The sequence below is a fragment of the Streptomyces sp. TRM70350 genome, assembly GCF_019219825.1.
Lineage (GTDB): Bacteria > Actinomycetota > Actinomycetes > Streptomycetales > Streptomycetaceae > Streptomyces.
On record NZ_JAHUXH010000001.1, the window covers coordinates 13422 to 37218 of the forward strand.

At 71.7% G+C, this 23797-nt stretch carries 20 protein-coding genes; 15 read left to right on the forward strand and 5 right to left on the reverse strand.

Translation table 11 applies throughout. From position 1 onward, the window contains the following. Nucleotides 1-24: 24 nt before the first annotated feature. Nucleotides 25-801, reverse strand: coding sequence for a type I methionyl aminopeptidase (gene map, locus KWI83_RS00055; RefSeq protein WP_218512134.1), 777 nt, complete (start codon nucleotides 799-801; stop codon nucleotides 25-27). Nucleotides 802-833: 32 nt separating this feature from the next. Here map and KWI83_RS00060 point away from each other — a divergent pair, with 32 nt between their 5' ends. The 9 genes from KWI83_RS00060 (at nucleotide 834) to KWI83_RS00100 (ending at nucleotide 12247) form a co-directional block, all read left to right on the forward strand. Further along, nucleotides 834-1085 (forward strand): helix-turn-helix domain-containing protein, encoded by a 252-nt coding sequence (locus tag KWI83_RS00060; protein WP_218512135.1) that lies wholly within the window; start codon nucleotides 834-836, stop codon nucleotides 1083-1085. A gap of 150 nt (nucleotides 1086-1235) precedes the next feature. Continuing rightward, nucleotides 1236-3122 (forward strand): hypothetical protein, encoded by a 1887-nt coding sequence (locus KWI83_RS00065; RefSeq protein ID WP_218512136.1) that lies wholly within the window; start codon nucleotides 1236-1238, stop codon nucleotides 3120-3122. Between the two features lie 155 nt (nucleotides 3123-3277). Then, nucleotides 3278-4120 (forward strand): nitrilase-related carbon-nitrogen hydrolase, encoded by an 843-nt coding sequence (locus KWI83_RS00070; RefSeq protein WP_218512137.1) that lies wholly within the window; start codon nucleotides 3278-3280, stop codon nucleotides 4118-4120. After that, nucleotides 4117-5403 (forward strand): aspartate aminotransferase family protein, encoded by a 1287-nt coding sequence (locus KWI83_RS00075; RefSeq protein ID WP_218512138.1) that lies wholly within the window; start codon nucleotides 4117-4119, stop codon nucleotides 5401-5403. The genes KWI83_RS00070 and KWI83_RS00075 overlap by 4 nt, the downstream gene beginning before the upstream one ends. Nucleotides 5404-5430: 27 nt before the next feature. After that, nucleotides 5431-7002: a PucR family transcriptional regulator gene (locus KWI83_RS00080; protein ID WP_218512139.1), complete on the forward strand. Its 1572-nt coding sequence runs from the start codon at nucleotides 5431-5433 to the stop codon at nucleotides 7000-7002. A 164-nt stretch (nucleotides 7003-7166) separates the two neighbouring features. Continuing rightward, nucleotides 7167-8009: a nitrilase-related carbon-nitrogen hydrolase gene (locus tag KWI83_RS00085; protein WP_218512140.1), complete on the forward strand. Its 843-nt coding sequence runs from the start codon at nucleotides 7167-7169 to the stop codon at nucleotides 8007-8009. A gap of 92 nt (nucleotides 8010-8101) precedes the next feature. Continuing rightward, on the forward strand, nucleotides 8102-9502 hold the full coding sequence (gene hydA, locus KWI83_RS00090; RefSeq protein WP_218512141.1) for a dihydropyrimidinase: 1401 nt from the start codon (nucleotides 8102-8104) through the stop codon (nucleotides 9500-9502). Between the two features lie 11 nt (nucleotides 9503-9513). Continuing rightward, nucleotides 9514-10533, forward strand: coding sequence for a TIGR03842 family LLM class F420-dependent oxidoreductase (locus KWI83_RS00095; RefSeq protein ID WP_218512142.1), 1020 nt, complete (start codon nucleotides 9514-9516; stop codon nucleotides 10531-10533). Between the two features lie 169 nt (nucleotides 10534-10702). Further along, entirely contained in the window at nucleotides 10703-12247 is a 1545-nt protein-coding gene (locus KWI83_RS00100; RefSeq protein ID WP_218512143.1) for an NCS1 family nucleobase:cation symporter-1, read from the forward strand. 26 nt (nucleotides 12248-12273) lie between these two features. Here the strand turns inward: KWI83_RS00100 and KWI83_RS00105 are convergent, their stop codons facing one another. Beyond that, the gene (locus tag KWI83_RS00105; protein ID WP_218512144.1) at nucleotides 12274-12936 is read right to left on the reverse strand and encodes a hypothetical protein; all 663 of its coding nucleotides are present in this window, start codon (nucleotides 12934-12936) and stop codon (nucleotides 12274-12276) included. 278 nt (nucleotides 12937-13214) lie between these two features. Between KWI83_RS00105 and KWI83_RS00110 the strand changes: the two genes are divergently transcribed. Beyond that, on the forward strand, nucleotides 13215-14261 hold the full coding sequence (locus KWI83_RS00110; RefSeq protein ID WP_218512145.1) for a PP2C family protein-serine/threonine phosphatase: 1047 nt from the start codon (nucleotides 13215-13217) through the stop codon (nucleotides 14259-14261). Between the two features lie 163 nt (nucleotides 14262-14424). Then, nucleotides 14425-15192: a cation:proton antiporter regulatory subunit gene (locus KWI83_RS39875; protein WP_218512146.1), complete on the forward strand. Its 768-nt coding sequence runs from the start codon at nucleotides 14425-14427 to the stop codon at nucleotides 15190-15192. 59 nt (nucleotides 15193-15251) lie between these two features. On the opposite strand, the gene KWI83_RS00120 is transcribed toward KWI83_RS39875, so the two are convergent. From KWI83_RS00120 to KWI83_RS00130, 3 genes are all read right to left on the reverse strand, one after another. Next, nucleotides 15252-15809: a hemerythrin domain-containing protein gene (locus tag KWI83_RS00120; protein ID WP_218512147.1), complete on the reverse strand. Its 558-nt coding sequence runs from the start codon at nucleotides 15807-15809 to the stop codon at nucleotides 15252-15254. 673 nt (nucleotides 15810-16482) lie between these two features. Further along, a complete protein-coding gene (locus KWI83_RS00125; RefSeq protein WP_218512148.1) occupies nucleotides 16483-17124 on the reverse strand; it encodes a glycosyltransferase family 2 protein in 642 nt (213 codons plus the stop codon). After that, nucleotides 17121-18365 (reverse strand): glycosyltransferase family 4 protein, encoded by a 1245-nt coding sequence (locus KWI83_RS00130; RefSeq protein ID WP_218512149.1) that lies wholly within the window; start codon nucleotides 18363-18365, stop codon nucleotides 17121-17123. The genes KWI83_RS00125 and KWI83_RS00130 overlap by 4 nt, the downstream gene beginning before the upstream one ends. A 398-nt stretch (nucleotides 18366-18763) precedes the next feature. On the opposite strand from KWI83_RS00130, the gene KWI83_RS00135 reads away from it, so the two are divergent. The 4 genes from KWI83_RS00135 to KWI83_RS00150 all read left to right on the forward strand — a co-directional run bounded on the left by KWI83_RS00135 (nucleotide 18764) and on the right by KWI83_RS00150 (nucleotide 23674). Further along, the gene (locus KWI83_RS00135) at nucleotides 18764-20590 is read left to right on the forward strand and encodes a gamma-glutamyltransferase family protein (protein WP_218512150.1); all 1827 of its coding nucleotides are present in this window, start codon (nucleotides 18764-18766) and stop codon (nucleotides 20588-20590) included. 211 nt (nucleotides 20591-20801) lie between these two features. Next, nucleotides 20802-21647, forward strand: coding sequence for an inositol monophosphatase family protein (locus KWI83_RS00140; RefSeq protein WP_218512151.1), 846 nt, complete (start codon nucleotides 20802-20804; stop codon nucleotides 21645-21647). A 108-nt stretch (nucleotides 21648-21755) separates the two neighbouring features. Further along, nucleotides 21756-23165, forward strand: coding sequence for an NAD(P)/FAD-dependent oxidoreductase (locus tag KWI83_RS00145; protein ID WP_218512152.1), 1410 nt, complete (start codon nucleotides 21756-21758; stop codon nucleotides 23163-23165). After that, nucleotides 23162-23674 (forward strand): O-acetyl-ADP-ribose deacetylase, encoded by a 513-nt coding sequence (locus tag KWI83_RS00150; protein ID WP_218512153.1) that lies wholly within the window; start codon nucleotides 23162-23164, stop codon nucleotides 23672-23674. Before KWI83_RS00145 ends, KWI83_RS00150 begins: the two co-directional genes overlap by 4 nt. The last annotated feature ends 123 nt before the right edge of the window (nucleotides 23675-23797 follow it).

The window sequence follows — 23797 nt, forward strand, 5'->3', positions numbered from 1 at the left end:
GATCGCGCAGTTCCCCGCGCCCCTTCAGGGCGTCGGCCTGGCCGTGAGGGTGCGAGGGCCCGTCTCCGTGATGGCCACCGTGTGCTCCGTGTGGGCCGCACGCGAGCCGTCGTTCGTGCGGAGGGTCCAGCCGTCGGGGGAGGCGTGGAAGTCGTCGCGGCCGCTCGCGATGAGCATGGGCTCGATGGCCAGGACCATGCCCTTGCGCAGGGGGAGGCCCCGTCCGGGGCGGCCCTCGTTGGGGACCGAGGGGTCCTCGTGCATACGGCGGCCGATGCCGTGGCCGCCGAAGCCGTCCATGATGCCGTAACCGGCCTTGCGGCAGACCGTGCCGATGGCGTGGGCGATGTCGCCGATGCGGTTGCCGACGACCGCCGCCTCGATGCCGGCCGCGAGGGCGCGCTCGGCGGTCTGGATCAGGCGGAGGTCGGCCGGGCGGGGGCGGCCGACGGCGAAGCTGATCGCCGAGTCGCCCACCCAGCCGCCCAGCTCGGCGCCGCAGTCGACGGAGACCAGGTCGCCGTCGCGCAGCCGGTAGCCGGTCGGGATGCCGTGCACGATCGCGTCGTTCACCGAGGTGCAGACGACGGCCGGGAAGGGCGTGGGCGCGAAGGACGGGCGATACCCGAGGAAGGGCGACGTCGCGCCCGCCTCGCGCAGCACCTCGCGGGCCACCTCGTCCAGCTCCAGCAGGGTCACGCCCACGGCGGCGGCCTCGCGTACGGCCGTGAGGGCACGGCCGACGACCTGGCCCGCCTCGTACATGGCGTCGATCGATGTGTCTGTCTTCAGCTCCACCATGCCAATTACTATACCGGTATTAGAATGGCGGCATGGTGCGCACCCCTCTCACCCCCGAAGAGCGTGAACGCGGCGAGCGGCTCGGACAGCTGCTGCGCCGGGCCCGCGGCGGCCGCAGCATGGCCGAGGTGGCGGCGGAGGCCGGTATCTCCGCGGAGACCCTCCGCAAGATCGAAACCGGCCGCGCCCCGACCCCGGCCTTCTTCACGGTGGCCGCGCTGGCCCGCGTGCTCGGCCTGTCCATGGACGAACTGGCCGGAGCCTGCACGCCGGTGGGGGTCTGATGCCTTTGCCGGAACATGGCTGATGTCACCTCCGGAGCGCGGCTGATCTGAGGCCCCTGCGTCCCCTCGGAAAACTTCCCGTAGCGAGCCCGTAACACGACTGGTGTTGTCTACGGGCCGGAGTTGTCCGGTCCTTACGGGGGTTGCGCGATGGCAGTGGAACAACTCCCGGCTCGGGTGCGGGAGTTCGCGAACTACCTGAACGGCCTGCTGGCGCGCCTGGATCAAGGCGCCGGGTGGTGCGCGGTGTTCTGGCAGCGCGACCCGGAGGGCATGCAGGCCTGCCTCGACGGGCGTGAAATGCCGCCGTGGGACGTGGTCGAGGCACTGCTGCAGGATCTCGCCGCGGAGCACGGCCCCGAGGTCGCCGCCCACGAGAAGGAACGGGCCCGCCCCCTGCACGCCGCCGCGCTCTTCGCGTACGACACCCGCCCCGGCGGCCGGGACGCCCTCGGGGACCGGCTCGACGTCATGCTCCGCGAGCAGCGGTACGCCGCGGAACGGCTCGCCGAGCTGGGGCGGTTGCTGCCCACCGCCGCGAGTCAGGAGGACGCCGACGCCATCCGCCTGGACCTGGCGTGGGCCCGCGACGACCACGACCGGGCGACCGCCCGCTGCGCCGAACTCCGTTCACGGATGGCGGAGTTGGACCGGAACTCGGTGGGCGGCCAGGTGCGGGACGCCCACCTGGTCCGGCCGCGGAGCGCGGGGGAGAGGCAGGAGCGGGAGCGAGGGCACGGGCCGGTGCGGCGGACGGAGGGCGGTTCGTACGACGCCCACGGCTCGGGGGGCGGTGCGTACGGCTCGCAGGGCGCCCCCGGCTCGGAGGGAGCCGCCCTCGGTCCCGGCCCCGACGAAGGCAACCTCGCCGCCCCACGCCCCGGCATCGACGACTCCACCGCACCGAGCCCCGGAGCCCCCGCGCAGCCCGCCACCTTTGCCCCAGCCCCGAACCCTGCCCGCGAGGCCCGGCAGCGCAGCGCCTATGACCGGGCCTGGGGTCGCGGGGGTTCAGAGCCTGCCGCCCATGACCCGGCTTGGGCTCACGAGGGCTCACAGCGCGCCGCCCATGACCCGGCTCTCGTCCGCGAGGCCCGGCAGCGCAGCGCCCATGACCAGGCTCGGGCTGTTCGCGAGGGCTCACAGTCCGCCGCCCATGACCCGGCTCTCGCCCGGGAGGCCCGGCAGCGTACCGCCCATGACCCTGCCCCCGCCCCACCCCCCGAGGCCCCGCACCCCGCGGTCTCGGACGACCCGACCCCCGCCCCCGCCCCCGCCCCCGACACCCCCCGCCCCACCCCCAAGCAGCGCAAACGCCGCCGCGGCGGCGCTCGTTTCGCCGGGATGGTCGAGGAGGAGGCCGCCCCCACCGTCGTACCGCCGGGCGCCGTACCCGTGCTGCCCGCTCCGGCGCCCACCACCCGTCGTACCCTGCGCGGCGCCCGTTTCGCGGGGGCGGCCGAAGAACCGGCCGGGCGGTCGGAGGCGCAGGTCGAGCCGGTGGACGGGGCGGCGCGGCCGGAGGTCGCCGGGATGGTCGAGACGCTGGTGCGGCTGCGCGGCGAGGGGCGCACCGGCGAGGCGCACGTCCTGCTGATCGAGGCCACGTACTGGCCCGCCGCCCGCTTCCCGCTGCTCGCCGCCGAAATGGAACGCGCCGGGCTCGGCGCCGACTGGGCGACGCTGCTCTGGGAGGCCGCGTCACTGCCCGCCGAGCAGCTGGTCGCCGCGGCGGACGCGCTGGTCGCGGCGGGTCGGGACGCCGACGGGGAGCAGATCCTGCGGCAGGGCGTGGGACGGCCGGCGGGCGAGATCGGCCGGGCCGTGCTCGGGCTGGCCCGCGAGGGCCGCCGCCGCGAGGTGCGCGCGCTGCTCGACGCGTACGTCCGGGTCCGCACTCCCGAGGAAGCCGCGCGCAGCGCCGAGCCCGACCCGCAGACCCTGGTGCCACTGCTCCTGGAGGCCGCGCAGGGCGTTTCCGCCGAGCGGCACTGGGACCTGGTGCACGCCCTGCGTGTCGCCGGTCTCACGACATAGCCACCCGTCGATCACCCACAGGGGTGTGAAACACGGCCGACTCCGCGGGTTAACGACGATGGTCTTGGCAAGGCCTTCGCCTGGGCATACGTTCGTGCCTCTACAGCCCGCTCTACGGGCGTAGAGGCGCTGACGTCCCGTCGAAGGAGCAGCTCATGGCGAACGTCGTCCGTGCCGCTCTGGTCCAGGCCACCTGGACCGGCGACACCGAGTCCATGGTGGCGAAACACGAGGAGCACGCCCGTGCGGCGGCCCGGCAGGGTGCCAAGGTCATCGGGTTCCAGGAAGTCTTCAACGCCCCTTACTTCTGTCAGGTCCAGGAGCCGGAGCACTACCGGTGGGCCGAGCCGGTGCCGGACGGGCCGACCGTACGTCGTATGCGGGGTCTGGCCCGTGAGACCGGCATGGTGATCGTGGTGCCGGTGTTCGAGGTCGAGCAGTCCGGCTTCTACTACAACACCGCGGCCGTGATCGACGCGGACGGCTCCTACCTCGGCAAGTACCGCAAGCACCACATCCCGCAGGTCAAGGGCTTCTGGGAGAAGTACTACTTCAGACCCGGAAACCTCGGCTGGCCCGTCTTCGACACCGCCGTCGGCAAGGTCGGCGTCTCCATCTGCTACGACCGTCACTTCCCGGAGGGCTGGCGGCAACTCGGCCTGAACGGCGCTCAGTTGGTGTACAACCCGTCCGCCACCCACCGAGGTCTGTCCGCCCATCTGTGGCGGCTGGAGCAGCCCGCGGCCGCCGTCGCCAACGAGTACTTCGTCGCCGCCATCAACCGCGTCGGGATCGAGGAGTACGGCGACAACGACTTCTACGGGACGAGCTACTTCGTCGACCCGAGGGGGCAGTTCGTCGGTGAGGTCGCGAGCGACAGGGCCGAGGAACTTCTCGTGCGCGACCTCGACTTCGACGTCATCGAAGAGGTGCGGCAGCAGTGGGCCTTCTACCGCGACCGCCGCCCCGACGCCTACGAAGGGCTGGTGCAGCCGTGACCAAGGACCTGCTGGGACGCCACCGTGCCGTCCTCCCCGACTGGCTCGCGCTCTACTACGACGAACCGCTCGAGATCACCCACGGCGAGGGCCGACACGTCTGGGACGCCGACGGAAACCGTTACCTCGACTTCTTCGGCGGCATCCTGACCACGATGACCGCGCACGCGCTGCCCGAGGTGACCAAGGCGGTGAGCGAGCAGGCCGGGCGGATCATCCACTCGTCCACCCTGTACCTCAACCGCCCGATGGTCGAACTCGCCGAGCGCATCGCCCAGTTGAGCGGCATCCCGGACGCCCGCGTCTTCTTCACCACGTCCGGCACGGAGGCCAACGACACGGCCCTGCTGCTGGCCACGACATACCGCCGCAGCAACACGATCCTGGCGATGCGCAACAGCTACCACGGCCGTTCCTTCAGCGCCGTGGGCATCACCGGCAACCGCGGCTGGTCACCGACCTCCCTGTCCCCGCTGCAGACGCTGTACGTCCACGGCGGCGTGCGCACCCGGGGGCCGTACGCCTCCCTGAGCGACGACGAGTTCATCGCGGCCTGCGTCGAGGATCTCACCGACCTGCTCGGCCACACCCGCCCGCCCGCCGCGCTGATCGCCGAGCCCGTCCAGGGCGTCGGCGGCTTCACCGCACCGCCGGACGGCCTGTACGCCGCCTTCCGCGAGGTGCTCCACGAGCGCGGCATCCTCTGGATCGCCGACGAGGTGCAGACCGGCTGGGGCCGCACCGGCGACCACTTCTGGGGCTGGCAGGCGCACGGCCGCAGCGGTCCGCCCGACCTGCTCACCTTCGCCAAGGGCATCGGCAACGGCATGTCCATCGGCGGCGTCGTCGCCCGCGCCGAGATCATGAACTGCCTCGACGCCAACAGCATCTCGACCTTCGGCGGCACCCAGATCACCATGGCAGCGGGCCTCGCCAACCTCACGTACCTGCTCGAACACGACCTCCAGGGCAACGCCCGGCGGGTCGGCGGACTGCTGATCGAGCGGTTGCGGGCCGTCGCCGCACAGGTCCCGGCCGTGCGCGAGGTGCGGGGACGCGGATTGATGATCGGTATCGAGGTGGTGCGGCCGGGCACGGACGAGGCGGATCCGCAGGCCGCGTCCGCCGTGCTGGAGGCGGCCCGCGAGGGCGGGCTGCTCATCGGCAAGGGCGGCGGGCACAACACCAGCGCCCTGCGCATCGCGCCACCGCTGTCCCTGACCGTCGCGGAGGCCGAGGAGGGCGCCGCCATCCTCGAACGCGCTCTGAGGAGCATCAGCTAGCACTGGTACGAGCAAGGGAACGCCGCCATGACCACCCCCTCGGAGCCCTGGGAGCCCTTGGAACCGGCCCTGTCGGTCCGGCAGGTCCTCACCCTGGAACGGGTGCTCGCCGGGGAGCCCGAAGTGGTGGCCGGCGCGAGCCAGCTGGACCGGCCGGTGCGCTGGGTGCACGTCGCCGAGGCCGCCGACGTCGGGGTGATGCTCAGCGGCGGCGAGATGGTCCTCACCACCGGCGTCCTGCTCGCCGGTGACCCGGACAAGCAGGCCGAGTACGTCCGGTCGCTGCACCGCGCGGAGGCGGCCGCCGTCGTGCTCGGCCTCGGCCGCGCGTTCCCCGCCGCGCCGGACGCGATGCGGCGGGTCGCCGAGCGGTGCGGGCTGCCCCTGGTCGTCCTGCACCGCCCCTTCCCCTTCGCCGAGCTGACCGAGGAGGTCCAGTCCCGGCTGGTGCGGCGGAAGTTCGCCGCCGTCAGCCTCTCCGAGGCCGTACGCACCGAACTCACCGCGCTGATCACCTCGGGCGCCCCGCTGCAGCGCCTGCTCGACGAGGTGGCCCGGCACAGCGCCTGCCCCGTCGTCGTGAGCAACCTCGCCCATCGCGTCCTCGCCACGGCGGGGGAGCGGTCGGCCGTCGACGACGTGCTGCGCGACTGGGAGCGCATCGCCCGGCAGGCCGGTGGCAGCGAGGGTGACGGCTGGATACGCGCCGAGCTGAGCGGGCGCGGGGAGCGGTGGGGACGGATCGTGCTGTGCGGTTACCGGGGTGACACCGCCACCGGGCGGCTGCTCGCCGACCGTGCCGCCGAGGCCCTCGTCCTGCACCGCATGCTCGGCGGCCCGTCGGGCAGCTGGGAGGAGCAGTCGGCGCAGAGCCTGCTGACGGACCTGATCAGTGGCGTCGTACCCGCGCGGCAGTTGCTGCCCAGGGCACGGGCGGCCGGGCTGCCGGTCAACCGGCGCACCTTCGTCCCGCTGGTCGTGCGCGACCGTGAACCGGACCGACTGGACCGCGTGATGCGCCTGCTGGGGCTGCCCGGAATCGCCGCCGAACTCGCCGACGGGGCCACCGCCGTGCTGCTCAGCCTCGCCCGGGACCAGGACGCCGAGGCGCTCACCGCCCACTTCGCGGTCCGGCTGCGGTCCACGTCACGGCCCGTGATCGCCGCCGCGGCCCCGCGCACCGCCTGGGACGACGTGCCCGCCGGGCTGCGCGAGGCGCGGCACGTCGCCGACGCCGTGGCGGACTCCTCGGCCGCGTTGGACCTTCCGGCCGTCGTCCGCCTGAAGGACGTACACCTGCGGGGCCTGATCCGGCTGCTGCGGGACGACCCGCACGTGCAGTCCTTCGCGGAGCGGGAGCTGGACGGGCTGCTGTGCGGGCGGGACGACGAGGCGGGCGCCCTGCTCGCCGTGCTGCGCACCTATCTCGCCACCGGCCGCAACAAGTCCCGCACCGCCCAGCTCCACCATGTCTCGCGGCCCGCGCTCTACCGCCGCCTGGAGGCCATACAGGCGCGGCTCGGGGTGGACCTCGACGACTTCGAGCAGGCCGCGTCGGTGCACATCGCCCTCCTCGCACATGACGCGCAACAGGGCTGAAACATACGACGACCTGGGAAAACGGTGGTGAAACATGGGTCTGCCGAAGGGTGACACGGTGGCACGCCGCGCCCGCGCAGACGTGACACGGTGCACCTCAAAGACGACATCCGGACTTCCTAGGCTCACCGCACACCGAGCTACCGGAGCGACCGGAGGTCCCGATGAGCCGAGTGATCCGCGCCGCCGTCTTCCAGACCGCATGGACCGGCGACAAGGAGTCGATGATCCAGGTGCACGAGCAGGCCGTGCGCGACGCCGCCGCGCAGGGCGCTCAGGTCCTGTGTTTCCAGGAGCTGTTCTACGGACCCTACTTCTGCCAGGTCCAGGACCCGGCGTTCTACGAGTACGCCGAGAAGATCCCCGAGGGCCCGGTCGTCCGGCGCTTCCAGGCCCTCGCGAAGGAGCTGGGCATCGTCCTCGTGCTGCCGATGTACGAGGAGGAGCAGCCCGGCGTCCTCTACAACACCGCCGCCGTGATCGACGCGGACGGCTCCTACCTCGGCAAGTACCGCAAGACCCACATCCCGCAGGTGAAGGGCTTCTGGGAGAAGTTCTACTTCCGGCCCGGCAACAGCGGCTGGCCGGTCTTCGACACCGCTGTCGGCAGGATCGGCGTCTACATCTGCTACGACCGCCACTTCCCGGAGGGCTGGCGGGCGCTCGGCCTCGCGGGCGCCGAGATCGTCTTCAACCCGTCGGCCACCTCGCGCGGCCTGTCCGGCTACCTGTGGCAGCTGGAGCAGCCTGCGGCGGCCGTCGCCAACGAGTACTTCGTCGGCGCGATCAACCGGGTGGGGGTCGAGGAGTACGGCGACAACGACTTCTACGGCACGAGCTACTTCGTCGACCCGGAGGCCCGGTTCGTGGGGGAGGTGGCGAGCGACAAGGAGCCCGAACTGGTCGTCAGGGACCTGGACATGGCGAAGCTGCGAGAAGTCAGGGACCGCTGGCAGTTCTACAGGGATCGCGCACCTGGAACGTACGGTCCGCTGACGGACCTCTAGGGGCGCGGGACTGTGCTCGATGTGCGGCTACCGCCGCGCGTGCGCGACCAGCCACCCACAACCGGCACTTCGAACACTGCGAGGAGCGACCCATGAGCCGAACAGTGATCCGCGGCGGCCTCGTCATCACCGCCTCCGACGAGATCCACGCCGACGTCCTGATCGAGGACGGCCGCATCGCCGCCCTCGCCACCTCCGGGACACCCGCCGCCGACGCCTGGACGGCCGAGCGGGTCATCGACGCCACCGGGAAGTACGTCATCCCGGGCGGCGTCGACGTCCACACGCACATGGAGCTGCCGTTCGGCGGCACCTTCGCCTCCGACACCTTCGAGACCGGCACCCGGGCCGCCGCCTGGGGCGGCACCACGACGATCGTCGACTTCGCGGTGCAGAGCGTCGGCCACGCCCTGCGCGAGGGGCTGGACGCCTGGCACGCCAAGGCCGAGGGCAACTGCGCCATCGACTACGGCTTCCACATGATCGTCTCCGATGTGAACGAGGAGACGCTCAAGGAGATGGACCTGCTGGTGGAGGAGGGGGTCACCTCCTTCAAGCAGTTCATGGCGTATCCGGGCGTCTTCTACAGCGACGACGGCCAGATCCTGCGCGCCATGCAGCGCTCCGCCGACAACGGTGGACTGATCATGATGCACGCCGAGAACGGCATCGCGATCGACGTTCTCGTGGCGCAGGCCCTGGCCCGCGGCGAGACAGACCCGCGCTACCACGGCGAAGTACGCAAGGCCCTCCTCGAAGCGGAGGCCACCCACCGTGCGATCAAGCTGGCGCAGGTGGCGGGCGCGCCCCTGTACGTCGTCCACGTCTCCGCGATGGAGGCGGTCGCCGAGCTGGCCAAGGCACGTGACCAGGGGCTCGATGTCTTCGGCGAGACCTGCCCGCAGTACCTGTTCCTGTCGACCGACAACCTCGCCGAACCCGACTTCGAGGGCGCGAAGTACGTCTGCTCGACACCGCTGCGGCCGCGCGAGCACCAGGCGGAGCTGTGGAAGGGCCTGCGCACCAACGACCTCCAGGTCGTCTCCACCGACCACTGCCCCTTCTGCTTCGTCGGGCAGAAGGAACTCGGCCGCGGCGACTTCTCCAAGATCCCCAACGGGCTGCCGGGCGTGGAGAACCGTATGGACCTGCTCCACCAGGCCGTCCTCGACGGGCACATCTCACGCCGCCGCTGGATCGAGATCGCCTGCGCCACCCCGGCCCGGATGTTCGGCATGTACCCGAAGAAGGGCACCATCGCGCCGGGTGCCGACGCCGACGTGGTGATCTACGACCCGCACGCCGAGCAGGTCATGTCCGCCGAGACGCATCACATGAACGTCGACTACTCGGCGTACGAGGGAAAGCGCGTCACCGGCCGCGTCGAGACCGTCCTCTCGCGCGGCGTCCCCGTCATCACCGAGCGGGAGTACACCGGGCACGCCGGACACGGCCTCTACACCCCCCGCTCCACCTGTCAGTACCTCAACTAGGAGCGATTCCCATGGACTTCGGACTCGTGCTGCAGACCGACCCGCCGGCCTCGCGGGTGGTCTCCCTGATGAAGCGCGCCGAGCGCAACGGGTTCACCCACGGCTGGACCTTCGACTCGGCGGTGCTCTGGCAGGAACCGTTCGTGATCTACAGCCAGATCCTCGCGAACACGCAGAAACTGACGGTCGGGCCGATGGTGACGAACCCCGGCACCCGCACCTGGGAGGTCACCGCCTCCACCTTCGCCACGCTCAACGACATGTTCGGAAACCGCACGGTGTGCGGTATCGGGCGCGGCGACTCGGCGATGCGGGTGGCCGGCCGCAAGCCGAACACGCTGGCCCGGATCAGCGAGGCCATGAAGGTCATCCGGGCGCTGGGCAGCGGCCGGGAGGCCGACCTCGGCGGCACGGTGATCAGGTTCCCGTGGATCAAACCGGGCGCCCACCTGCCCGTATGGATGGCGGCCTACGGGCCCAAGGCGCTGAAGATGACCGGCGAGGAGGCGGACGGGTTCATCCTGCAGCTCGCCGACCTGTATCTCACCGAGTACATGGTCAAGGCGGTCAAGGACGCGGCCGTCGCCGCCGGGCGCGACCCCGCCGAGGTGACCATCTGCGTGGCCGCCCCCGCCTACGTCACCGAGGACGACTCGCCCGAGGCGCTCGCGCACGCGCGGGAGCAGTGCCGCTGGTTCGGCGGGATGGTGGGCAACCATGTCGCCGACCTGGTCGCCAAGTACGGCGAGCACTCGGCGGCCGTACCCGACGAACTCACCGACTACATCAAGGCCCGCGAGGGCTACGACTACTCCCACCACGGGCGCAGCGGGAACCCCGACACCCGGTTCGTGCCCGACGAGATCGTCGACCGGTTCTGCCTCATCGGGCCGGTCGAGAGGCACATCGAGAAACTGCACGCGCTGCGTGAGCTGGGCGTTGACCAGTTCGCGGTGTACGACATGCACGACGCGCAGGAAGCGGTGATCGACGCGTACGGCGCGCAGGTCATCCCGGCGGTCAACGCCTGATCCCCACCCCCCCCGCGGTCAACGCCTGATCCCCACCCCACGGTCAACGCTTGGCCCACGCCCCACCCCGGCCCCCCACTCCTTGTCCCCCCTCTCCGCTCCCCCGGAGAGGGGCCCCAGGCCCGCCCCCGCACGGCCTCTCCCGTCCCGCCTTGTCGATTGGCCTGCCATGACCGAAACAATCCCCACGGGGTCGCCCGCCGCCCAGACCGCCGACGCCGACGGCCGGATAGAGCTGGCCGCCGAGGCCTTCCCCACCGACAGCCCGTTCGCCAACGAGGATCTGCGTCCCGTCCCGGTCGCCGAGCGCAAGTGGACGACGTACAACTTCGCGGCGCTGTGGATCTCCATGGCGCACTGCATCCCCAGCTGGACCCTGGCCTCCGGCCTGGTCGCGCTCGGCATGGACTGGAAGCAGGCGGTCTTCACCATCGCCCTGGCCAACGTCATCGTGCTGCTGCCGATGCTGGCCACCGGCCACGCCGGTCCCAAGTACGGCATCCCCTTCCCGGTGCTCGCCCGCGCCTCCTTCGGGCTGCGCGGCGCCAACGTCCCGGCGCTGATCCGGGCGGCGGTGGCGTGCGGCTGGTTCGGCATCCAGACCTGGATCGGGGGCAGCGGCATCTTCGCCCTCGGCTCCAAGCTCACCGGCGGTGAGTGGGAGAAGGCCGGTCAGATCGCGGGCAATCCCTGGCCGCTGTGGCTCTGCTTCATCGTGTTCTGGGCGCTGCAGATCGCCATCATCTACCGCGGCATGGACTTCCTGCGGCACTTCGAGAACTGGGCCGCACCCTTCGTCATCGTCGGCGCCTTCGTGCTGCTGATCTGGATCGCGGTGGAGGCAAACGGCTTCGGCGAGTTGCTGTCGCAGCCCTCCGAGCTCGGCTGGGGCGCGGACTTCTGGCCGGTCTTCTTCCCGTCCCTCATGGGCATGATCGGTTTCTGGGCGACCCTGTCCCTCAACATCCCCGACTTCACCCGCTTCGGGGCCAGCCAGCGCGCCCAGACGTGGGGCCAGTCACTCGGCCTGCCCACGACGATGACGCTGTTCGCGATCCTCGCCGTGCTGGTCACCTCCGGCTCCGAGGTGGTCTACGGCGAGGCGATCTGGGACCCGGTCGCCCTCGCCGCCAAGGCGGACAACGTCTTCGGCCTGCTCTTCGCGCTCATCACGGTGCTGGTCGCCACCATCTCCGTGAACATCGCGGCCAACGTGGTGTCCCCGGCGTACGACCTGGCCAACCTGGCGCCGAAGTTCATCAACTTCCGTACCGGTGCGCTGATCACGGGCGTCATCGGCATCCTGATCTTCCCGTGGAAGCTCATCTCGACGCCCGAGTTCTACATCTTCACCTGGCTCGGCGTGGTCGGCGGCCTGCTCGGCACGGTCGCGGGCATCCTGATCGCCGACTACTGGATCGTCCGGCGTACGGTCCTGCACCTGGCGGACCTGTACACGCCGGGCGGGCGTTACTGGTACACCTCCGGCTGGAACTGGCGGGCCCTGGTGGCGTTCGTGGTCGGTGGCCTGCTGGCCGTCGGCGGGTCGTACTCCACGGTGAACGCCGACGGAGTGACGTCGGGCCCCTTCCCGGCGGACGGGGTGATCCCCTTCCTGAAGCCGCTCGCGGACTACGGCTGGGCGGTGGGCCTCGCGGCCTCGCTGCTGCTGTACGTGGCGCTGATGCTGCCGCGTGAACGCACCGCTTCCTGAACCGTCGCCGTCGGAGGGCGGTCGGCCTACTGACCGCCCTCCAGCGCCGCCACCGCCTCCTTGGCCGCCTTGATCGCGCCCTTGTTGATCTCGTCGGAGCCGGGCGCCCCCTTCGACTCGAAGTCGGAGCCGTTGTACGTGACGATCACCAGCGCGTTGGAGGCGCGCACGATCACCACGCCCTCGCGTGTCTTCTGGTCGTCCTCGGTGGTGAGGTTCACGACGGAGTAGGCCGCGTCCCCCACGCCGGGGACCCTGCCGCCGCCGCTCTTCTCCTCGACGCGGTCCTCGTACTGCTGCCGCGCCTCGTCGTCCGAGTCGCTGATCTCGAAGGAGACGTCGAGCCAGCGGTAGTCGTAGCCCTTGAGGGCGTTCCAGGAGCAGGTGCGGCGAACCGACTGGTCCGTCGAGGCGATCTCCTTCCCGGCCGTTTTGGCGCCGGGCACCAGCGACGTGATCGTCTTCTTGGCCAGGCTGTCGCACGGCGCCGGCGCCTTGGTGTACGTCTTCGGCGCGGCCGTCGAGGACGGTGCGGAGGCGGACTGGGTCCCGGTCCTGTCCGCCGCCTTGTTCTGGGCGGCCGGGGCGGCGGACTCCGGGCCGGAGCTGAGCGCCCAGCCCGCGCAGGCGAGCACGGCGACCGGAGTCAGGCGCGCGGTGAGAGCGAGCGGCAGAGGTAGAGAACGCACGGCGCACTTCTCGTGGGGATGGTGCGGAGGGGGGTCCGCACTGCGGACGGGACGCCAGTGTCACACGACTCCCTGTGAGGCGAAAGTGCCAACTCGCTGTGTGCCTGAGCGGTAACTGTGCCTGACGATGGGCGCGTTGTGTGTCCCGTTATGTCCACGGAGGTTCGCCGTCCATCCCGAGTCGCGAGGCGCGGTCTGTCACCATGGATCTTGTGCGCCGCATCAGGGGAGTTGCCGCCACGGACGGGGACCGGGCCGGTGAGGAGAGGGAAGACGGCATGAGGTCGGAGAACCACCGTCTCACCGTGCTGTCGATGCTGCCTTTCGCCATGATGGCCGCCGTCACGGTGGCCGATCTGGCTGTCGGTCCGCATGTCGTCTTCCTGCCGCTGGTGTCGCTGGGACCCGCCTTCGCTCCGCTCGTGGGCGGCTGGCGGCGCACGGCGTGCGTCGCCGGGATCGCGCTGCTGCTGTGCGCTGCTCTCGGCTGGTACAACGACCTGCTCGACACGCCACGCGGCTACATGAGCATCGCCTCGGTCCTCGGCGTCACCGCGGCGGGTCTGCTGGCGGTGTCCATGCGCCAGGAACGCGAGGCGGAGCTGGACAGCGTTCGTTCCATCGCCGAGGCCGCGCAGCGGGTGCTGCTCAAACCTGTGCCACGGCTGGCCGGGCGTGTGCGTGTGGCCGTCTGCTACATGTCCGCCGTCGCCGAGGCGCGCATCGGAGGTGACCTCTACGAAGTCGTCACCTCACCGCATGGTGTACGGGTGATCGTCGGCGATGTCCAGGGCAAGGGGCTGGAGGCGGTGGAGACCGCAGCCGTGGTCCTGGGCGCCTTCCGCGAAGCGGCCCCGGACGAACCCGACCTGGCGGCCGTGGGGGCCAGACTGGCGCGGTCCGTCGAGCGGCAGCTGGGGGGAGAGAAGTTCGTCACCGCCATCCTCGCCGAGGTGAACGCCAAGGAAGTCACCTTCCTCAACTTCGGACACCCGGCGCCCCTGCTGATGCGCGCGGACGGCACCGTCACCTGGCCCGAGCCGTCCTCCTACGCTCTCCCCCTCGGCCTGGGGGCTCACGGTACGGCGCCGCCGGAGCCGTTCCGCACCGACTTCCTCCCGGGCGACCAGCTCCTGCTCTACACCGACGGGATCACCGAAGCACGCGACGCCGAAGGCCGCTTCTACCCGCTCACCGCACGCGCTCACCTGCTCAAGGAACGCGACCCCGAGACAGCGCTGGAGATGCTGCGCAAGGACCTGCTTCAGCACGTCAGCGGCCCGCTGCACGACGACGCGGCCATGCTCATGCTCCGCTACCGCTGACACGTGCGGGCTCACCCGGGCAGCCACTGACACGCCAGGTCGCCGCGACGGCGTAAAGCCTTGGCGTAGCTGTCATGCCGCCGTGGGATGTGTGGCGTGATGGAACTGGACGATTCCGGGCAACGCTGTGCGGGAGCCCTGGCGACTGGAGAGGGGTCTGCCGGTGATCGGGGTCGTGTCGTTGTTCGCTGTTGTCCTGTTGTCGCTGTTGATCACGAGGGTGGCCACGGTCGCGCTGGTGCTCACCGGGATGTCCAAGCAGGCGGCACGGTTCCAGGCCCGCTCCGCCTTCACCGGCGTGGGGTTCACCACCAGCGAGGCCGAGAGCGTCGTCGACCATCCGGTACGCCGTCGTATCGTCATGGCGCTGATGCTGCTCGGCAGCGTCGGCACCGCCTCCGTCGTCGCGTCGCTGCTGCTGTCCTTCGTCGGTCTGCGCGGCCGGGGAACAGAGCTGGAACAAGTCGCCGTCATCGTCGGCGGCATGGCCCTGCTGCTCGCCGTTCTGCACACACCGAGCGCCGACCGATGGCTCACCGGTGTGCTGCAGCGCCTGCTGCGCCGCTTCACCCGCCTCGATGCCCGCGACTACGCCGGCCTGTTGCACCTGTCCGGTCAGTGGATGATCGGCGAGGTCCGCATCCGCGAGGAGGACTGGGTCGCCAACCGTGCCTTGCGGGAGATGGACCTGCCCGGCGAGGGCGTCCTGGTGCTGGGCATCCAGCGCCGCACGGGGAAGTGGATCGGTGCGCCCGGCCCGGAGACGTGCATGCGGCCCGGAGACACCGCGGTGCTGTACGGGCCGCGGGACGTCCTGGCCGATCTCGACGACCGTCGTCGCGATCACACCGGGGAGCAGGCGCGTGGGGACGCCCGTGCGCGGTTCAGCCGTACGCTGCAGGAGCAGCAACGGCTCGACCGCGACGCATGAGCAAGCGCCGTTCGGCTGCTTCGGCGGGGCGCTGCGTTCAGCGGCTCGGAGCTGTTCGGCTATCGGCGCGTCGCGTTCCGGGCGAGGTCGCGCATGCGGTCGATCGGCCCGAGGAGTGGGGCCGCCAGTTTGTTGGTCGCCTCGTTGTTGACCCACCGGTGTGGACGCGTGGGCGCGTACGCCTGGGTGAGCTTGATCTCCGCGCCGAGCATCCGCAGTCGCGTGGCGCCGACCGCACGGCGCAGGGCGGTGAACTCCTCGCGTTCCTCCCGGCCCGCGTGTGCCAGCACGGCCTTGCGTGCCGCGTTCAACTGCCGAAGGTAGCCCTTGCCCTCCGGGCCGGTCCGCCACAGAGCGACCAGGAGCTTCTTGGCCTGCTTTTCCTCTTCGCGGCGGCGTGCGGCGACGGTCCGGCCAGCCTGCAGCGCACGGCGTGCCACGGGGTGAACGTGTGCTTCTTCCGCGGCTTCGTGCACGGCGAGCAAGCGCATCAGTTGTTCGAACGCCCGGCGGCGTGTCGGCCCGGGGACAGCGGCCTTGTAGAAGCCGCGGCGGATCTGTGCGTGCTGCCGTGTGAGTATGTCGACCGCGTCGTCGCGCATCAGGGTCAAGGCCATGATCGTATCTCCCACTCTTCCGGGATGCGCCGAGTACCCCCGCTCTCGGCGCGTGTACCAGCCGAACCGATCACGGCGCGCAGCACAGGGCCGTTCGCCGACTGACCGGCTGACCGGGTCGACTTCCGACCCCGCGCTGGCCTGTCGGTCCCCGCCGGTTGCGTCATCACTGGTGAGGGCCAGGGCCAGGTCGACGGCGTCTCGCACGGGCCGGACGTCGTGCACGCGTACCAGGCGCGCCCCGGACCGTATGGCCAGGGCGCAGGCGGCGATGGTCGCGGGGCCGCGTTCGGCGGTGGGCGGCCCAGCAGGCGGCCTAGGAAGATCTTGTTGGACGGCGCCGCGAGCAGGGGGTGGCCGAGGGAGGCGAAGACGTGGAACCGGCTGAGCAGTCGCAGCGACTGCTCCCATGTTTTGCCCAGTCCGACAGTGCCGGCCCCCAGGCCGTCGGGGGTCCACAGCCCGAACAAACGGTGCCCGCGCTCCACGAGCGCCAGCATCCTCTCCGGGTTGTAGGCCAGCTCACCCACGAGCAGGATGCGCAGCCCGTCCCCGGACCGGGCATGGAGCTGCCGCCGGAAACGCTGGTAGAGGGCAGGCTCGTCGACCTCACCACTGTCGGAAGAGTGGAACCGCAAGGGGACCTGCACCCGGCACCGGTAGCGGAAGACGTTCAGCCCCCCGTCGAAGCTCTCCCGGATCGCCTTGTGCCGTTGGCCGGGATGATCGGTCCACGTGCAGGTGGCCCTTCCGGTGGAGCGGACTCTGCCGTGCTGGCGTACCTACGCCAGTACAGTCGTTCGGGATCGTCGCTCTCCAGCTCGGCGCGCTCAGGCCACGGCTCGGCGATCCGGCGGTGGGCGACCTGCACCAGCTGGAGCGGATGTCCGTCCGGCGCACCATCCGTGCGGTACCGCTCGTGGTGGTGCACCGCGGAGTGCACCAGGGCCACCTCGGGATCGGCGAACGCGGCCAGCACGTGGGCGAGATGATCCGGAGCCCACAGGTCGTCCGACGGCAGATAGGCCACCACCGGGGCGCGGGTCATGGCCAGGCCGGTGTTCAGCGCCGCTCCCAGTCCACGGTTCTCGGAGAACCTGGCGTGCCTGACCCGGGGATCGGCCAGGAAAGGCGCCGCCGCCATGGCCGTACCGTCATGGGAGCCGTCGTCGACCAGGGCCAGTTCCCAATCGGTGACCGTCTGGTCGAACAGGCTGCGCAGCGCCCGCGGCAGGAAGGAGGCCTGCTCGTACGTGGGCATCAGGACCGCGACCCTGGGTCCGGCCTCCCCGAAGTCGCCGACCGGGAGACTCACGTCCGCCGTGCTCCAGTGCGCCTGTCGAGCACCTCGCGGTAGACGTCGGCGACTTGTCGGGCCAGTTTCGGCCAGGCGTGGGTACGGGACACCGTCAGGCGGGCTGCTTCTCCCAGGCGGGCCGCACCGTCCGGATCGCCCAGGAGGCGGTCGATGGCCGACGCGAACGAGCTCGTGTCCCCGGGGGCGGCCAGGATGCCGTTCCGCCCGTCCTGCACCAGGTCCGGAATACCCCCGACCCTGCTGGCGACGACGGGTCGGCCGGCGGCCATGGCCTCCACCAGGACCGAGCCCAGCTCCTCGTACACGCTCGGCAGGACCACCACGTCAGTGTGCGCCAGGATGGCGGGAATCTCACCGTGCGGCAGGAACCCGGCGAACTGCACCGGGCGGGGGACCGGCCGGGCCCGCTCCTGCAGTGCGGCTCGCTGCGGTCCGTCCCCGACCACCAGAAGGGACGCCGCCGTCTCCAGGCGGGAGAACGCCTCGATCAGGGTGCCGACGTCCTTCTGGGGCGAGAGCCTGCCGACGAAGGCCACGCGCGGGCGCGGCAGATGAGGGAACGGGTCCGGCAACGCCGCGTCGAACAGCTCGGGGGCATAACCGGAGGGGACGACATGGACCCTTTCCTCCCTGACTCCCTGGCGGACCAGCCGGAGCGCCGTGGACGGCGTGAGGTTGATCACCGCATCGGCGCTCCTGACCACCCGGCTCTCGATCGGTCCCCCGAGGAAACGCAGGAGACGCGCCCGAGGAGAGTGCCCCCGCAGCGTGTGGCGCAGGCTGCAGTGAAGGGTCACCACCAGCGGGCATCCGTGCCGCGCGGCCACAGCCCTGGCCATCGGCAGCACGGCGAGGTCTTCCCCCGCGTGCGCGTGCACCAGATCGACTCCGCCCGGCGCCCGCAGTGCCGCGGTCAGTGCCGGGGCAGCCCAGAACTGCCGCATCACAGGAACCCTGACCCCGGTGCGCATCACCGCGGAACGGGCGCCGAGCCTCTGGCGGCAGGCCGGGCCGGCCATCCGAGAGGTGAACACCGTCTGACCGATCCCCATGGCGTCCAGCCGCCGCACGAGTTCCGCGGTGTGGTTCTGCATGCCGCCGATCGGGTCGAAGGCGGTCCAGCCGGATGCCAACCCGAGCGGCTCGAACACCGACGCGAGACGCACAACCCGCAGCCGGTCGGACGCCGAGAACGGTGACTCGTGCGCCGGCCGCACGGCGGTGTGTGGGGCGGTCATGATCGTCCTTCCAGCCGACTTCCCCCACAGCGCCCAAGAGCCGGTACGAGGAGACGGCTGCCGTCAGCGTCCGGCCCGGGCTTCACCACCTTCGCATGCCCGGCGACCGGGTGCCCGTCGAGGAAGACCGGCAGGGGCCCGGCTGTGGTGGTGGGGCGTGCAGCACCACAGGTCGGGCCGACCGGCATGCCGGAGGCCTGCGGCTCTCCTGCTTGGGCCGCTGGAGGCCGGCCTCGGGCAGGGCCTGTCGCCGGAATCGGCCCTGCGGATCCGACCAGGGCATTCATCGCCGGCCCTCACCCCCGACCACTACGCCCCCTTCATGCCGGGGGCGGGGAAGAAGGGGCGCAGGGCGATCGATACCCTGCCGGGGGGGCGCACGGAGGTTGAGAGGCCATATGTTCACCACCCGCCCGACTCTCCAGGGCACCTTCGGCATGGTGTCGTCCACCCACTGGCTCGCCTCCCAGTCCGCGATGGCCGTCCTGGAGGACGGCGGCAACGCCTACGACGCGGCCGTGGCCGGGGCGTTCGTGCTGCATGTCGTCGAGCCGCACCTCAACGGGCCCGCCGGGGAGGCGCCGATCCTGATCGCGCCCGCCGGCGGCGAGGTACGGGTGCTGTGCGGGCAGGGCGTGGCGCCCGCCGGGGCGAGCGTCGCCCACTACCGGGGGCTCGGCCTCGACCTCGTCCCCGGTACCGGGCCGCTCGCCGCCGCCGTCCCGGGCGCCTTCGACGCCTGGATGCTGCTGCTCCGCGACCACGGCACGAAGCCGCTCGCCGACGTCCTGAAGTACGCCATCGGGTACGCGGAGCACGGGCACGCGCCCGTGGAGCGCGTCGGCGAGACCGTCGAGACCGTGCGTGAGCTGTTCGAGACGGAGTGGACCTCGTCGGCGGCGGTGTACCTGCCGGGCGGCAGCGCCCCGCGCCCCGGCGAGCGCTTGCGCAACCCCGCCCTCGCCGCCACCTGGAAGCGGCTGCTCGCCGAGGTCGCCGGGGCGGGGGACCGTCAGGCGCAGATCGAGGCGGCCCGGGAGGTGTGGCGTACCGGGTTCGTCGCGGAGGCGCTGGTACGGCAGGCGGGGCGGCCCACGCTGGACACCAGCGGCGAGCGCCACACCGGCACACTCACGGCCGACGACCTCGCCGGGTGGTCCGCGACCTACGAGGCACCGGCGACGTACGACTGGGACGGCTGGACCGTGTGCAAGGCCGGCCCCTGGAGCCAGGGCCCGGTGCTGCTCCAGCAGCTCGCCCTGCTGCCGCCCGAGCTGCCCGCCTACGGCTCCGCGGACTACGTCCATCTGCTGATCGAGGGCTGCAAGCTCGCCATGGCCGACCGGGAGGCCTGGTACGGGGACGCGCGCGAGGTGCCGCTCGACGACCTGCTGTCGGCGCCGTACAACACCCAGCGGCGCGGCCTCGTCGGCGACCGGGCGTCGTACGAGCTGCGGCCGGGCAGCCCGGGTGGGCGTACGCCGCGACTGTGTGCCCACGCGCGCGTGGTGGCCACCGAGGAACCGGGCTTCAACCCGATGGGCGTGGGGGAGCCGACCGTCGCCAAGAGCCCGACCTCCCCGGTGCCCGGCGAGCCCGACGTCTCCGGCGACGGCGGCACCCGCGGCGACACCTGCCACCTGGACGTCGTCGACCGGTGGGGCAACATGGTCGCCGCCACGCCCAGCGGGGGCTGGCTGCAGTCCAACCCCGTCGTGCCCGAGCTGGGCTTTCCGCTCGGTACGCGGTTGCAGATGACCTGGCTGGAGGAGGGGCTGCCGAACTCGCTCACGCCGGGACGGCGGCCGCGGACCACGCTCACACCGTCCATCGCGCTGCGTGACGGGGTGCCGGTGATGGCGTTCGGCACGCCCGGCGGGGACCAGCAGGACCAGTGGCAGCTGCACTTCTTCCTGGCGGTCGCCCTGCGCTCCCCGGTCCGCGGCGGACTCGACCTGCAGGGTGCGATCGACGCCCCGAACTGGCACAACGACAGCTTCCCCGGCTCCTTCTACCCGCGGGGGATGCGCCCGGGGACCGTGACGGTCGAGGGCCGGATGGCCGCGGACGTGGTCGAGGGGCTGCGGCGTCGCGGTCATGAGGTCACGGTGGGTGACGACTGGTCGGAGGGGCGGCTGTGCGCGGTGGCGCGGGACCCGGAGACGGGCGTGCTGTCGGCGGCGGCGAATCCACGCGGGATGCAGGGGTACGCGGTCGGCCGCTGATCTGCTGTGCCGGGTGCCGGGTGCCGGGTGCCGGGTGCCGGGTGCCGGGTGCCGGGTGGCGTGCGGGGCCGGGTGAGGCGCGTGGTTGGGTGCGGGCGGTCTGCGAGGGCCCCATGGTCTGCGATGCTCGGGTACCGGGAGTTCATCCCGGTTCCACCCGGAGTGCACTGCCCGGGCGGGGATTGTCAGTGCCACGTGCTCTCATGGAGGCATGATCGAAGAGATGGAAACCATCGACGGGTTTCTCGCACGTCACTCGGCCGACGTGGAAGACGCGGTGCGCAAGGCGGCCGCGGCCGAGATCATGCCGCGCTTCCGGCAGCTGGCCGAGCACGAGGTCGACCAGAAGAGCGGCCCGCACGACCTGGTGACGGACGCCGACCGGCTGGCCGAGCGGCACCTCACGGAGGCGCTCGGTGCGCTGCTGCCCGGTTCCGTGGTGGTCGGCGAGGAGGCGGTGCACGCCAACCCCGCGTCGTACGAGGCGATACGCGGCGCCGCCCCGGTCTGGATCATCGACCCCGTCGACGGCACCCGGCAGTTCGTGCGCGGCGACGACGGCTTCTGCACGCTGGTCGCGCTCGCCCACCACGGCGTTGTGCTGGCCTCGTGGACATACGCCGCCGCCCGCGACCAGCTGGCCACGGCCGTCCGCGGCCAGGGCGCCTTCCTCGACGGCGAGCGGGTGTTCGCCGGTCCGCCCACGCCGGGGCGTGACCTGCGGATCGCCACCTCCCACCCGGACTACACGACCGACGAGGAGAAGCGCGCGCTGCTCGGCCTGTGGACGGACGGCGTCGCCCCGCGCGAGTGCGGGTCGGCCGGTCTGGAGTATCTGGCCGTCGCCCGGGGCGAGTCGGACGCCACGGCGTTCTCCTGGGAGGCCGCCTGGGACCACGCGGCGGGCCTGCTGCTCGTCGAGGAGGCGGGCGGCGCCCACCTGACCCGTACGGGCGAGCCGTTCCGCATCACGGGCGGCAACACCCTGCCCTTCACCGCGGCGCGCGACGCGGCCACGGCCCGGCGGGTTGCGGGACTGCTGGCCTCGTCGGTCTGAGCCCCGGTTCGTCCCTCGCGAGCACCCGTCGCGGAGGAGTGTCAGTCCCCCGGCATATCCTGACCTTCAGTGGCCATCGGCTGACGAAGGGGTCCGAAGGTGCCGTCAATGCTCGATGCGGTCGTGGTGGGTGCGGGGCCGAACGGACTGACCGCCGCAGTGGAGCTGGCCCGCCGCGGCTTCTCCGTGGCGGTGTTCGAGGCCCGGGACGCGATCGGCGGCGGCGCCCGCACCGAGGAGCTCACCCTCCCCGGCTTCCGCCACGACCCGTGCTCCGCGGCCCACCCCCTCGGCGTCAACTCCCCGGCGTTCCGGGCCCTCCCCCTGGACCGCTACGGCCTGGAGTGGCTGCACGCCGACCTGCCCATGGCCCACCCCTTCCCCGACGGCACCGCCGCGATCCTGTCCCGCTCGGTCGGCGAGACGGCCGCCTCCCTCGGACCGCGTGACGCGGGGGCGTACCGCAGGCTGGTGGAACCCTTCCTGCGGCACTGGGACACCCTGGCCCGCGACTTCATGTCCCTGCCGCTCACCGCGCTGCCCCGCGACCCGGTGACCCTCGCCCGCTTCGGCCTGGTCGGACTGCCCCCGTCCACCTGGCTGACCCGCCGCTTCCGCGACGAACCCGCCAAGACCCTCTTCGCCGGTCTCGTCGCGCATGTGATGGCCCCGCTCACCGGCTTCGCCACCGGCGCGATCGGCCTGGTCTTCGCCCTCGCCGCGCACGCCCGGGGCTGGCCCGTGGCCCGAGGCGGCTCCCAGTCCATCTCGGACGCGCTCGCCGCGTACCTGAAGGACCTCGGTGGCGCGATCCACACCGACTACGAGGTCAAGCGCCTCGACGACCTGCCGCCCGCGCGCGCGTACGTCTTCGACACCTCACCCACCGCCCTGGCCCGCATCGCGGGCTTCGGCCGCTACTACGAGGGGTACCGGTACGGCCCGGCCGTCTTCAAGGTCGACTACGCCCTGGACGGCCCGGTGCCGTGGACCGCCGAGGAGCCGCGCAGGGCCGGGACCGTGCAGATCGGCAGGAGCAGCGCGGAGATCGGCACCGCGCTGCGCGAGGCGTCCCGCCTCGGCCGGGCGCCCGACCGGCCGTTCCTCATCACCGTGCAGCCCAGCGTCGTCGACCCCGGCCGGGCCCCCGACGGCAAGCAGGTCTTCTGGGTGTACGGCCATGTCCCCAACGGCTGGACCGGAGACCTCACCGACACCATCGAACGCCAACTGGAGCGCTACGCCCCGGGGTTCCGCGACCGCGTCCTCGCCCGCGCGACCGCCGGACCGCCCGAACTCGCCGCCCGCAACGCCAACTACGTCGGCGGCGACATCGCCTCCGGCGCGGTCAGCGGACTGCAGACGATCCTGCGCCCCAAACTGTCCCTGTTCCCGTACAGCACCCCGCACCCGGCCGTGTACCTCTGCTCCTCGGCCACCCCGCCGGGCCCGGGCGTGCACGGCATGTCGGGGCACAACGCGGCGAAGGCCGTGTGGAGGAGGCTGAGGCGGACATGACCCCCGTCATCACGCTCGTCCAGGGCGACATCACCGAGCAGAGCGCCGACGCGATCGTCAACGCGGCCAACTCCTCGCTGCTGGGCGGCGGCGGTGTGGACGGCGCCATCCACCGGCGCGGCGGCCCCGCGATCCTGGCGGAGTGCCGCAGGCTGCGCGCCTCGACGTACGGCGAGGGCCTGCCGACGGGACAGGCGGTCGCCACGACGGCGGGCGAGCTGGACGCGCGGTGGGTGATCCACACGGTGGGGCCGGTCCACTCCCAGCAGGAGGACCGCTCCGGGCAACTGGCCTCCTGCTACCGGGAGTCGCTGCGCGTCGCCGACGAGTTGGGCGCTCGTACCGTCGCGTTCCCGGCCGTCTCCGCGGGCGTCTTCGGCTGGCCGCTGGACGACGCCGCGCGGATCGCGGTCGAGACCGTACGGGCCACGCCGACATCGGTCGCGGAGGTCAGGTTCGTACTCTTCGACCAGCGGGCGTACGAGGCGTTCGCGAGGCAGGTGGGCTGACGGCCCGCCACCACACGAGACCCCATCAGGAACCCACAAACTCCGACGGGGCAATTGCTTGGTTGTGTTCGAAGTCCTAGGGTGATCCGGGCGCAGCAGCCGACACCGTCCCCATGAGCCGCG